The following is an 11,743-nucleotide window of genomic DNA, read 5'->3' on the forward strand; positions in this document are numbered from 1 at the left end:
TCAGAAAGGGCGACGCCGGTCGCGGGATAGCGTTGATAAAGCGGGCGGTTTCTTGCTCTGCACGATACGACATGGGATAACCGTCACTCACGGAAGGAGAACATTTATGCCGACAGGCGCAACAAAACTAGGCGGATGGCTGTTGATGGCCGCCATGCTGGGCGTGAGCGGATGCGCCAAACCCCCTGAGCCGGAAAAGCCTCCGCAGCCTGCACCGCCGGTCACACCGATGCGGGGCATCTGGCTGGCCACCGTCATGGGGCTGGACTGGCCGCCGGCGGCCTCCCTGAAAGCGGAAACCGCGCCAGAGCGAATTCGCCTGCAGCAGCAGGCATTGACGGACGCACTGGACGACATGGTGAAAACCGGGATTAACACGGTGTATTTTCAGGTTAAACCGGACGGAACGGCCCTGTGGCGTTCTGACATCTTGCCCTGGTCGGAGGTCTTGACCGGCACCGTGGGCCAGGATCCGGGTTACGATCCGCTGGCCTTTATGCTGAAAGAAGCGCACCGGCGCGGCATCAAAGTGCACGCCTGGCTGAATCCTTATCGGGTTTCCATGAATACCCGGCAGCAAACGATTGATGCGCTTAATCAAACGCTGCAGTCTCCGCCGGCCAGCGTCTATGCGCTGCATCCCGACTGGATACGTACGGCCAACGACCGCTTTGCGCTCGATCCTGGCTTACCCGACGTGCGCAATTGGATCACCGGCGTGGTGGCTGAAGTCGTCAAAAACTATGACGTCGACGGCATTCAATTTGACGATTATTTCTATTATGAGACGCCGCAATCGCCGCTGGATGATGAAAAGACGTATCGCGAATACGGCAAAGGGTTTGCAGACAAGGCCAGTTGGCGAAGAGACAATACGCTGCAATTGATAAAACAGGTTTCAGCCACCGTCAGGGCGCTAAAGCCCGCTGTCGCGTTTGGCGTCAGCCCGGCGGGCGTCTGGCGAAACAAAGCGGACGATCCCGCCGGCTCGGCGACTCAGGCCGGCGCGCCATCGTACGATGCGGCCTATGCCGATACGCGCCAGTGGGTCAAACTGGGGCTGCTCGACTACATAGCACCGCAGCTGTACTGGCCTTTCGATCGTGAAATAGTTCGCTACGACGTGCTGGCCAACTGGTGGGCCGAGGTGGTGAAAGACACGCCGGTTCGGCTTTATGCCGGGGTGGCGCTGTATAAAGTGGGCACGCCATCGGCGAGCGAACCGGCATGGACCGTCGACGGCGGCGTTCCCGAGCTGAAAAGGCAGTTGGATCTCAACGAGAGCTTGCCGGGGATGGGGGAACCATCCTGTTCCGGCAACGTTATCTGACCGAGCCGCAAACGGATAAGGCCGTGGAGTACCTGCGCACCCGCTGGAAAACCGGTCAATAATCACCGGCATTGGCATAGCGAGCCGCGGTATTCCACCGCGGCTTTTTTATTCACAGGCGCGCCGCTTCCGGCAGGCGCTTCAGGTAATGCACCACCAGCAGCGCCAGCAACAGCATCAGGCTGATGAACGCCGCCACGCCATTCCAGCCGAAACTGTGCCAGAACACGCCGCCGAGGGTCCCGGCCACGCTTGAGCCGACGTAATAACAGAACAGATACAGCGACGACGCCTGGCCTTTGGCGCGGCGCGCACGGCGGCCGATCCAGCTGCTGGCCACCGAGTGGGCGGCGAAGAAACCGGCGGTGAACAGCATCATGCCGATAAAGATCGCCGGCACCTGCGGCAACGCGGTAATCAGAATCCCGATCAGCATAATCACGATCGACGCCAGCAGCACCGGGCCGCGCCCGAAGCGCGAGGTGAGCGCGCCGGCCTTGGGCGAGCTGTAGGAGCCAGTGAGGTAGACCACCGACAGCAGGCCGACGATCGCCTGGCTCAGATGATAAGGATCCGCCAGCAGGCGATAACCGATGTAGTTGAACAGGGTGACGAAGCTGCCCATCAGCAGAAAGCCTTCCGCGAACAGCAGCGGCAGCCCCTTATCGTGCCAATGCAGTTTGAAGTTGATCAGCAGCGTGCGGGGGCGCAGTGAGCTGGCGCGAAAATGCCGCGAAGCTGGCAGAATGCGCCAGAACATGAAGGCGGCGGCGAGGGCGAACAGACCGATGACCCCGAGTGAGACGCGCCAGGAGAAGAAGTCGGTCAACACCCCGGTCACCAGGCGGCCGCTCATGCCGCCGATCGAATTGCCGCTGATGTACAACCCCATCGAGAAGGCGACGAAGCTGGGATGGATCTCTTCGCTGAGATAGGTCATGCCGACCGCCGCCACGCCGCTCAGCGACAGGCCGATCAACGCGCGCATCAGCAAAATGCCGTGCCAGCTGGTCATAAAGGCGCAAATCAGCGTGCAGACTGCCGCCAGCAACAGCGCCACCACCATCACCGACTTACGGCCGATGGCGTCGGACAGCGGCCCGGTGAACATCAGGCCGATCGCCAGCAGGCCGGTAGAGACCGAGAGCGACAGGCTGCTTTCGGCCGGCGAGACGCCGAAATCTTGCGACAGCACCGGCAGGATCGGCTGCACGCAGTAAAGCAACGCGAAGGTCGCCAGCCCGGCGGAAAACAGCGCCAGCGTTACGCGCATAAACTGCGGCGTGCCGCGTTCGATATAGGGGAGTTTGTTGTTGAGGGTGGAGCGTTTTACTTTTGGCGCAGCGGCCGCGTCATCGTTGGCGGCCAGCGTCGACGGCATCACGGCCGCAGAACGCACAGGGGTTGTCACAGCGTTTCCTTACCGAACTTCGGGGAGATAAACAGACACTTTGCAGATAACAAAATGATAGGGAGCGGCGATTTTTTTTGTCTAATATATTAATAATTACAATTAAGACTTTTTAAATATGAATATCGAGTTGAGACACCTGCGTTACTTTATCGCCGTGGCGGAAGAGCTGCATTTTGGCCGCGCCGCGGAGCGGCTGCGTATCTCCCAGCCGCCGCTCAGCCAGCAAATCCAGGCGCTGGAGGACATGGTCGGCGCGCGGCTGCTGGCGCGCAACAACCGCAACGTCAGCTTGACGCAGGCCGGGGAGATGTTCCTCAAAGAAGCCTATCAGGTGCTCGATCAGGTCGGCCGCGCGGCGGAAAAGGCGGCGCGCCTGGATCGCGGCGAACTGGGGGAAATGACCATCGGCTTTACCTCTTCCGCGCCCTTTATCGGCGTGGTGGCGCGCAGCCTGCGCGCTTTCCGTCAGCATTCTCCGCAGGTGCACATCAAGATGCGCGAAATCAACACCAAACAGCAGATCGAACCGCTGCTGAACGGTGAGCTGGATCTGGGGGTGATGCGCAACACGCGGCTGCCGGAAGCGCTGCACTATCAGCTGCTTCTGCGCGAACCGCTGCTGGCGGTGGTGCCGGAGGGGCATCCGCTGGCGGAAACGCCCGGCGGCGCGCTGCGTTTTCAACACCTGGCGCAGGAGCCGTTCGTGTTCTTCTCGCGCGAAGTGGGCACGGCGCTGTATGACGAAATTCTGCTGCTGCTCGGCAAGGCCGGCATTACCCCGTATATCACTCAGGAAGTGGGGGAAGCGATGACCATCATCGGTTTGGTCTCCGCCGGATTGGGGGTCTCGATTCTGCCGGCGTCTTTCGCCCGGGTGCGGGTGGACGGCGTGCGTTATTTGCCGCTGGCGGAGCCCGACGCCACGACCGAAGTGTGGCTGGTGCATCACCGCCGACGGCCGCTGACCGCCGCGGCGCAGGCGCTGATGGCGTTGATGCTGAAATGACGTTGAGATTGGGCAAATAAAAATCAATTCGCGCTGAAATTGCGAGGAATTTGTGCAGCAAATCACATAACGAATCAAATAGTTGACGCTGTATGACAAAAGCCCCACCATAACCCCTAGTCTTTATTTAGAAGCGCGAAAAATAGTAGGAGCCGGTTTGTGATTGCGGTTGGGCAGCCTGGGCATATTGATCAAATCAAACAGACCAATGCGGGGGCGGTTTATCGGCTAATCGATCAACTGGGCCCGATTTCGCGCATCGAACTGTCAAAACGCGCACAGCTGGCGCCCGCCAGCATCACCAAGATCGTGCGCGAACTGCTGGAAGCCCATCTGGTCAAGGAAACCGAGTACCAGGAAATCGGCAGCCGGGGGCGCCCGGCGGTGGGGCTGGTGCTGGACACCGAGGCCTGGCACTACCTGTCCGCCCGCATCAGCCGCGGCAGCATCACGCTGGCGCTGCGCGATCTGAGCAGCAAACTGGTGGTGGAAGAGCTGCTGCCGCTGGCGGCCGAAGATCCCGAACCGCTGCTGAAACGCATCCTGACCGAAGTCGATCAATTCTTTATTCGCCATCAAAGCAAGCTGGAACGGTTAACGGCGATCGCCATTACGCTGCCGGGCATTATCGACGTGCAGTCCGGCGTGGTGCACCGCATGCCGTTTTACGACGTGCTGGAGATGCCGCTCGGCCCGGCGCTGGAAACCCGGACCGGTCTGCCCGTCTATTTGCAACACGACATCAGCGCCTGGACCATGGCCGAGGCGTTGTACGGCGCCTCGCGCGGCAGCCAGAACGTGATTCAGGTGGTGATCGACCACAACGTCGGCGCCGGCGTGATCACCGGCGGCCACGTGCTGCATGCCGGCAGCCACAGCGTGGTGGAGATCGGCCACACTCAGGTCGATCCTTACGGCAAACGCTGCTACTGCGGCAACCACGGCTGCCTCGAGACCGTGGCCAGCATCGAGAACATGCTGGAGATCGCCCAGCAGCGGCTGAGCGGCTCGATGAGCTCCAGCCTGCACGGCGCGCCGCTGACCGTTGAATCGCTGTGCGACGCCGCGCTGGCGGGCGATCAACTGGCACGGGACATCATCCTCGGCGTCGGCCACAGCGTGGGGCGCATTCTGGCTATCATGGTCAACCTGTTCAATCCGGAGAAGATCCTGGTGGGTTCGCCGCTCAACCGCGCGGCGGAGATCCTGCACCCGGCCATCGCCTCCTGCATTCGCCAGCAGGCGCTGCCGGCCTACAGCGAGCAGGTCAAGGTTGAATCCACGCAGTTCTTCAATCAGGGCACCATGCCCGGCGCGGCGCTGGTGAAAGAGGCGCTGTATAACGGTTCATTGTTGGTGCAACTGCTGCAAGGCTAACATCAGAACTTCTTATTAATCCCGCAAAAGATTGAGCTACCTCAAGCCCCTACGTGGCGGCATCCCCTAGAATTTTTCCGCAAGACTTCTTCGCCGCCGGTGCGGCGATACATTGTTAACGGGGCATTCTGGGGCATTTTATTCATGTTGAAGCGTTTATTTGTGACAGGCACGGATACCGACGTCGGTAAAACCGTGGTTTCCCGCGGGTTGATGCAGGCGCTGGCCGCCGATGGCCGCTCGGTCGCGGGCTACAAGCCGATCGCCGCGCGCTGCCAGGAAACCAGCGAGGGCATCCGCAATAAAGACGCTTTGGTGTTGCAGGCATCTTCCACCTTGCCGCTGTGCTATGAGGAGATCAATCCCATCACCTGTCTGGATGAGGTGTTTCATGCGCATGCCACCGAGGACATCAACTACGGCCTGATGAGCAGCGGCCTGCGCGATCTGTCCGCCAAAGCCGATACGGTGGTGGTAGAGGGCAGCGGCGGCTGGCGCGTGCTGATGAACGATCTGCGGCCGTACGCCGAATGGGTGGTGCAGGAGCAACTGCCGGTGGTGTTGGTGGTGGGTATCAAGCTGGGCTGCGTCAGCCACGCGCTGCTGACCGCGCAGTCGATCATCAACGACGGCCTGCCGCTGCTGGGCTGGGTGGCCAACCGCATCAATCCGGGGTTGGCGCACTATGCCGAAACCATCACGGCGCTGCAGCAGCGCATTTCCGCGCCGCTGCTGGGTGAAATTCCGTATCTGCCGCGCGCGGAGCAGCGCGAACTGGCGCACTACCTCGATATTTCCACGTTGCTGTAGCCCATTCAGGCGCAGAACGTCGCCAACAATCGGGCGGCGATCAGCAGGCCCAGCCCATACACCGTGTGGGTGAGCAGGCTGAGGAGCCGCGCTCTGCGCGGGCTGGCGGTTTTCGCCGCCGCCACGCCAAAGCCCAGCGCGGGCTGCATCACCAGAAACGGTGCCGCCAGGCTCAGCCAGCCGCTCAACAGCGCGATGCGCGGTTCCGGCGCCGCATACCACTCGATGCCCGCCAAACCGAGCGGGATAAAGGCGAACGCCAAGCCGATGGCGTAGTGCAGTATCCAGCCGATTTTTCTCTCACCCTGGCGCGGCGGCGCCGTGACGATGGTGGCGTGAAACCAGCGGCCGTCGAACATGCCGAGAAACCAGCGGCCCACCAGCGCGTAATCGAGGGAAGGGATGCCGAAGTGCCGCTTCAGCAGCAACGCCCACAAATCCATGCAGAGGGTGGCGCCGGCGCCGGTTAACAGAATGCGCAATAACAAATCGGGGGTCATAGGGGTGTCCTTGGCTCAGTGACGTGATAAGGTGCGCACAGTGTGCAACTTAAAGTCGGCTTCAAGTCAATGGCAAAAGAGCTGGATATCGGCGCGGTGGCGCGCCTGAGCGGAGTCGCGCCTTCTGCGCTGCGGCATTACGAGAAAAAGGGGCTGATCGCGTCGATAGGCCGCCACGGTTTGCGCCGTCAATACGCCGCCGGGGTGCTCGATCAACTGCGGTTGATCGCCCTCGCGCGCCTGGCCGGTTTTAAGTTGGATGAGATGAGCGCCTTGTTTGACGAACGGGGCAAAATCGCGCTCGATCGCGTGTTGCTGGCGGCGCGGGCGGATGAGTTGGATCGCCATATCCAGCGCCTGATACAGGTGCGCGACGGGCTGCGGCACATGGTCGATTGCCCTGAACCCGAGCACCTGCAGTGCCCGCAGTTCAGGAAAATATTGCAGCAGGGTGAGTTCTAAACCTCGCGTTTGGGCAGCGGCGCCGTGTGGTACACCGAGATCGGCCGCAGGCCGCGCGACACGGTGGTGGCGATCACGCAGGCGAGCAGAATGCCGGGCAGCAGCGCGTATTCGCCGGTCATTTCAAACACCATCAGCGCCGCCATGATCGGCGCATGGGTGGTGGCGGCCAGCAGGGTGGCCATGCCGGTCAGCGCCAGCAGCAGCGGCACCGCCGCATCCATGCCTGGCCACAGGCCGAACAGCTGACCGATTATCGATCCGAGCGCGGCGCCGACGAACAGCGTCGGGGTGAAGACCCCGCCGGGCGCGCCCGAGCCGCTGCTGGCGAGGATCGCCAACAGTTTACACACCAGGATCGCGCCCAGCAGCAACACCCCCGGCGGCGCGATCAGCAGCGCCTGCACCACGCTGTAGCCATTGCCCCACACCTGCGGGAACAGCAGCGAAAGCAGCCCGACGATCAGGCCGCCCAACGCCAGCTGCAACGGCGGCTTCAGGCGCAGCGATCGGAAGGCGCGGCCGCTGGCGGTCATCAACCACAAAAACAGCGGCCCGCCGGCGCCGGCCACCACGCCGACCAGTGCCATCAGCAGGTATTGCGTCGGCAAGGGGGCGGCGAGCGGCGTCACCAGGTAGAGCGGCGCCTGGCCGCCGTTGAGCAGGTTGGTCATCAGCAGGGCGCTCACTGCGGCGATCACCACCGGGCCGAGCGAGGCCAGCATCAGGGTGCCGAACAGGATCTCGGCGATAAACAGGCTGCCCGCCAACGGCGCATGGTAGGCGCTGGCCATCCCGGCGGCGGCGGCGCAGGCCACCCACAGTTTCCATTCTTTCTCGTGCGTAAAGCGCTGGGCGAAGAGCGATCCCACCAGCGCCGCCAGCAGGATCATCGCGCCTTCACGGCCGATGGCGCTGCCGCTCGACACCACCAGCAGCGACGCCAGACACTTCACCAGGCTGGCGCCGGTATCCAGCTTGCCGTTGCCGGTCTCAATCGCTTCCATATAGTCGGTGGGCGCCGCCGGGCGATGGTGGCGGTAGCGCTGGTGAATATACAGCAGCAGGCCCGCCGCCAGACCGCCCAGCGCGGGCGTCAGCGCGCGTCGCCAGCCGGGCAGCGCGGCGGCGGCGGCCACCAGGCTGCCGTCGGCATTGCCGAGCAGCAGCCACTCGAGGTCAATCGTCAAACGGTAGAACAGCCGGCGACGCCGATAAACACGGCGATAAACAGGCTGCGTAGCAGGGCGCGATAGTGGTGCAGATGGACCAATCTTTTCATGCGTGGGCGGCGTCGTGAGAAAAATCAAAGGGTCATCAGCGCATTGTGCTTGGCGCTCCGGCCGATGACCAGTGAATCTTTAGCAAACTGCGGCATGGGCGGGGCGGCGAGCGCCCCGGCGTGGGTTATTGCGGCGTCAACACCCGGCGCAGGAAGTGTTGTGTTCGTACAGCTTCGACAGCACCACGCGCAGGTTCTCTTCCGCGCGGGCGGTGACGCGGAAACGGTGCAGGCTGTCGGCGCACACCCCCGGCGCGCCGCGCGCCTCACGGCGTTTGACGTAGCCCAGCGGCTTGCCGTCGGCGTCCACTACCGTCACTGAACGGGCGTCGATATCGTCCATCAGCCCGAACGCCTCCACCAGCGGCGTTTCCCGGCGCACCGTCACCGTCTCTTGTTGGCCTGCCACGTCGCCGGCCTGCACCAGCAGCAGGCGCTTCAGCGTGCGATCCTGGCCGACAAAGGAGGCGACGAACTCGTTCGCCGGCCGCGCCAGCAGCTCATCGGCGCTGGCGTTCTGCACGATTTTGCCCTGGCGGAACACCGCAATGCGATCGCCGAGCTTCAGCGCTTCGTCGATGTCGTGGCTGACCAGCATCACGGTCTTTTTCAGCTGGCGCTGCATGTCGAGAAACTCGTTCTGGATGGTTTCGCGGTTGATCGGATCCACCGCGCCGAAGGGTTCGTCCATCAGCAGCACCGGCGGATCGGCCGCCAGCGCGCGGATCACGCCGATGCGCTGTTGCTGCCCGCCCGACATCTCTTTCGGGTAGCGGTGCAAAAAGCGTTTGGGGTCCAGCGCCACCATGCTCATCAGCTCTTCGGCGCGGGCGTGGCAGCGTTTTTTGTCCCAGCCCAGCATGCGCGGCACCACGGTGATGTTCTCCTCGATGGTCATGTTGGGGAACAGCCCGATCTGTTGGATGACGTAGCCGATTTTACGGCGCAGGCTGACGGTATCCAGCGCGCTGGTGTCTTCGCCGTTGATCAGAATGGTGCCGCCGGTGGGTTCGATCAGGCGGTTGATCATCTTCAGCGTGGTGGTTTTGCCGCAGCCGGAAGGGCCGAGCAGCACGCAGATTTCGCCTTCCGGCACGTCCAGATTGATGTTGTCGACGGCGTTGAACGGCGTGCCGTTCTTTTGCATGAACTGTTTGGTCAGATTTTCCAATTTAATCATGAGCGGATCCCCTTGGGCGTTAGCGCAATTTGCAAGCGGTGCAATAACCAATCGAGGACGATCGCCAGCAGGCTGATCATCACGGCGCCGGTAATCAACTGGCGAATGTCACTGCTGCTGATGCCGTTGAGCAGCAGCAGGCCGAGGCCGCCGGCGCCGATCACCGCGGCGATCGCCATCACGCCGATATTCATCACCACGGCGGTGCGGATGCCGCCGAAAATCACCGGCAGCGCCACCGGGATTTCCACCCAGCGCAGGCGTTGCCAGAACGTCATGCCGATGCCGCGGCCGGCTTCGCGCAGCCCGCCGGGCAGATTGTCGAGCGCGGTGTGGGTATTGCGCACGATCGGCAGCAGCGAGTAGAGGAACACCGCGGTGATCGCCGGCACGTAGCCGATGCCGTGGCCAATCAATGAAAACAGCGGGATCATCAGCCCGAACAGGGCGATGGAGGGCACGGTCAGCACCAGCGTGGCCAGGCTCAGCACCGGCGTCGCCAGCCATTTGTGGCGGACGATCAGCACGCCAAGCGGCACGCCGATCAGGATCGCCAGACCCACGGCGACGCCGACCAGCAGCAGGTGTTCCAGCGTCAACCCGGCGATATAGGCCCAGTTTTGCCAGGCGTAGAGTAAGGTATTCATCATGCCTCCTTAAATCAGGCCGCGCTGCTTGAGAAACGCGTCGGCGACCTGTTGCGGCGTCTGGTAGTCGATATCCACCTTGGCGTTAAGCTCGGTGATCACCTGGTTATTGAACTGTTTCGACAGCGTGTTCAGCGCCTCTTCCAGCCCCGGCGTGTTTTGCAATACGTCGGCGCGCACCACCGGCGTGACCGCGTAGCTCGGGAAATAGCCTTTGTCGTCTTCCAGCACCTGCAGATCGAAGCCTTTCACCCGGCCATCGGTGGTGTACACCAGCCCGGCATCGACGAAGCCGTCGCGAATGGCGTTGTAGACCAGGCCGGGATCCATCTGGCGGATTTGCGGGCGGTCGAGCGGCATGTCGTACAGCGCCTGCATCGGCTTCAGGCCATCCGAGCGGCCGGCAAACTCCAGATCCAACCCCAGCAGCCAGTTGTGTTTCGGGTCGGTTTTACGCACCTGTTCCACTTTGGCCACCAGCTGCGACATCGTGCGGATCTGCTCTTTTTCCGCGCGCCGGCGCTGCATGGCGAAGGCGTAGGTGTTGTTCATGTCCGCCGGCTGCAGCCACACCAGGCCGAGTTTGGCGTCGAGCTTTTTCACCGTGTCGTAGGTTTCCTGCGGCGTCATGCGCTTATTGATGTGGTTAAAGATGATCAGCGAGGTGCCGGTGTATTCCCAGGTCATGTCGATCTGCTTGTTGATCATCGCGTTGCGGGTGATCACCGTGGCCAGGTTGGTCTTGGGTTCGACCTGAAAACCTTTGGCCCGCAGGTATTGCACGGTGATCGCCGACAGAATGCGCTGTTCGGTAAAGTTCTTGCTCGCCAGCGTCAGCGGGGCGGCCCAGGCGGCCGCGCCGGTCATCAGCAAGGAGAACAGCAGCGCGTGGCGGAGGCGTTGTAACCATCGAGTCATCGCGTTTCTCCCATCAGGATGCGGTGTGCGGGCTGAGCCGGCGGCCGAGACCGGCCAGCGCCAGATCGAGCAGCAGGGCGATCAGCGCGGTGGCGGCGGCGCCGAGGATCAGCGTCGGGAAGTCGTTCAGGTAGATGCCGGGGAAGATCAGCTCGCCGTAGCTGCTGGCGCCAATCAAAAACGCCAGCGGCGCGGTGCCGACGTTAATCGCCATCGCGATGCGTATCCCGGCGAAAATCACCGGCAGCGCGTTAGGGAGTTCGACCTGGCGCAGCCGCTGCCCGGCGGTCATGCCAATACCGTTGGCGGCCTCGACCAGCGCCGGCGGCACCGAACGCAGGCCGGCATAGGTATTGCGCACGATGGGCAGCAGTGAGGCGAGGAACAGCGCCACCACCGCCGGCCGATCGCCGATGCCGATGATCACCATCGCCAGCGCCAGCACCGCCAGCGGCGGCAGGGTGTTGCCGACGTTGAAGATTTGCATCACGTGTTCCGCCCAGCGGCGGGCGAAAGGGCGGCTCAGCAAGATACCGCTGGGAATACCGACCAGCAGCGACAGCAGCATGGAGCAGGCCACCAGGAACATGTGTTGTTGGCCGAGGTAGATCAAATCTTCGCGGCGCGACTTGAGGGTGTCCCAACCGATGCCGTAAACCAGCAGTGCGATGACGGCGATAAACAACAGGCTCCCGAGGAGCAGGCGCCGGTATGGCGCTGACTTGTGCATGATGTTGCGTCCTCCGTTGCGCGGAGCGGCCGACGAGACGGCGCATTCCGCTCTGATTGTTACCCACGGCCCGGCGGGCGTGGCGGT

Annotated in this window: 9 protein-coding genes and 3 pseudogenes; 5 read left to right on the plus strand and 7 right to left on the minus strand. The window is 62.6% G+C overall.

What is annotated here, in order from left to right; all coding sequences use genetic code 11:
- The first annotated feature begins 106 nt into the window (after positions 1–106).
- Positions 107–1,392: pseudogene (locus tag SERRSCBI_RS10900) on the plus strand (glycoside hydrolase family 10 protein).
- A 50-nt stretch (positions 1,393–1,442) separates the two neighbouring features.
- Here the strand turns inward: SERRSCBI_RS10900 and SERRSCBI_RS10905 are convergent.
- Positions 1,443–2,711, minus strand: coding sequence for an MFS transporter (locus tag SERRSCBI_RS10905; RefSeq protein WP_169539675.1), 1,269 nt, complete (start codon positions 2,709–2,711; stop codon positions 1,443–1,445).
- A gap of 148 nt (positions 2,712–2,859) precedes the next feature.
- Between SERRSCBI_RS10905 and SERRSCBI_RS10910 the strand changes: the two genes are divergently transcribed.
- The 3 genes from SERRSCBI_RS10910 to bioD all read left to right on the plus strand — a co-directional run bounded on the left by SERRSCBI_RS10910 (position 2,860) and on the right by bioD (position 5,937).
- Positions 2,860–3,750 carry a LysR substrate-binding domain-containing protein gene (locus SERRSCBI_RS10910; protein ID WP_033642977.1) on the plus strand — a complete coding sequence of 297 codons (891 nt, stop codon included), beginning with the start codon at positions 2,860–2,862 and terminating at the stop codon, positions 3,748–3,750.
- A gap of 159 nt (positions 3,751–3,909) precedes the next feature.
- Positions 3,910–5,127: an ROK family transcriptional regulator gene (locus tag SERRSCBI_RS10915; protein WP_033642978.1), complete on the plus strand. Its 1,218-nt coding sequence runs from the start codon at positions 3,910–3,912 to the stop codon at positions 5,125–5,127.
- Between the two features lie 144 nt (positions 5,128–5,271).
- Positions 5,272–5,937, plus strand: a complete 666-nt coding sequence (gene bioD / locus SERRSCBI_RS10920) for a dethiobiotin synthase (protein ID WP_033642979.1) — start codon at positions 5,272–5,274, stop codon at positions 5,935–5,937.
- Between the two features lie 5 nt (positions 5,938–5,942).
- On the opposite strand, the gene SERRSCBI_RS10925 is transcribed toward bioD, so the two are convergent.
- Positions 5,943–6,437 (minus strand): DUF2938 family protein, encoded by a 495-nt coding sequence (locus tag SERRSCBI_RS10925; RefSeq protein WP_042784425.1) that lies wholly within the window; start codon positions 6,435–6,437, stop codon positions 5,943–5,945.
- Between the two features lie 69 nt (positions 6,438–6,506).
- On the opposite strand from SERRSCBI_RS10925, the gene SERRSCBI_RS10930 reads away from it, so the two are divergent.
- Entirely contained in the window at positions 6,507–6,899 is a 393-nt protein-coding gene (locus tag SERRSCBI_RS10930; RefSeq protein ID WP_042784426.1) for a helix-turn-helix domain-containing protein, read from the plus strand.
- Here SERRSCBI_RS10930 and clcB read toward each other — a convergent pair.
- The 5 genes and pseudogenes from clcB to SERRSCBI_RS10955 all read right to left on the minus strand — a co-directional run bounded on the left by clcB (position 6,896) and on the right by SERRSCBI_RS10955 (position 11,656).
- Positions 6,896–8,181 (minus strand): annotated as a pseudogene (gene clcB, locus SERRSCBI_RS10935) (voltage-gated ClC-type chloride channel ClcB). The gene SERRSCBI_RS10930 and the pseudogene clcB sit on opposite strands and share 4 nt — an antisense overlap.
- A gap of 151 nt (positions 8,182–8,332) precedes the next feature.
- Positions 8,333–9,361, minus strand: a pseudogene (locus SERRSCBI_RS10940) (ABC transporter ATP-binding protein); the annotation flags it as partial.
- The gene (gene osmW / locus SERRSCBI_RS10945) at positions 9,358–10,008 is read right to left on the minus strand and encodes an osmoprotectant ABC transporter permease OsmW (protein ID WP_015377782.1); all 651 of its coding nucleotides are present in this window, start codon (positions 10,006–10,008) and stop codon (positions 9,358–9,360) included. The gene osmW and the pseudogene SERRSCBI_RS10940, both read right to left, overlap by 4 nt.
- Positions 10,009–10,017: 9 nt before the next feature.
- Positions 10,018–10,875 (minus strand): glycine betaine ABC transporter substrate-binding protein, encoded by an 858-nt coding sequence (locus tag SERRSCBI_RS10950; RefSeq protein WP_227711513.1) that lies wholly within the window; start codon positions 10,873–10,875, stop codon positions 10,018–10,020.
- A 64-nt stretch (positions 10,876–10,939) separates the two neighbouring features.
- Positions 10,940–11,656, minus strand: a complete 717-nt coding sequence (locus SERRSCBI_RS10955; protein WP_033642986.1) for an ABC transporter permease — start codon at positions 11,654–11,656, stop codon at positions 10,940–10,942.
- Positions 11,657–11,743: the final 87 nt, after the last annotated feature.

Origin of the sequence: Serratia sp. SCBI (genome assembly GCF_000747565.1) — a bacterium.
GTDB lineage: Bacteria > Pseudomonadota > Gammaproteobacteria > Enterobacterales > Enterobacteriaceae > Serratia > Serratia ureilytica.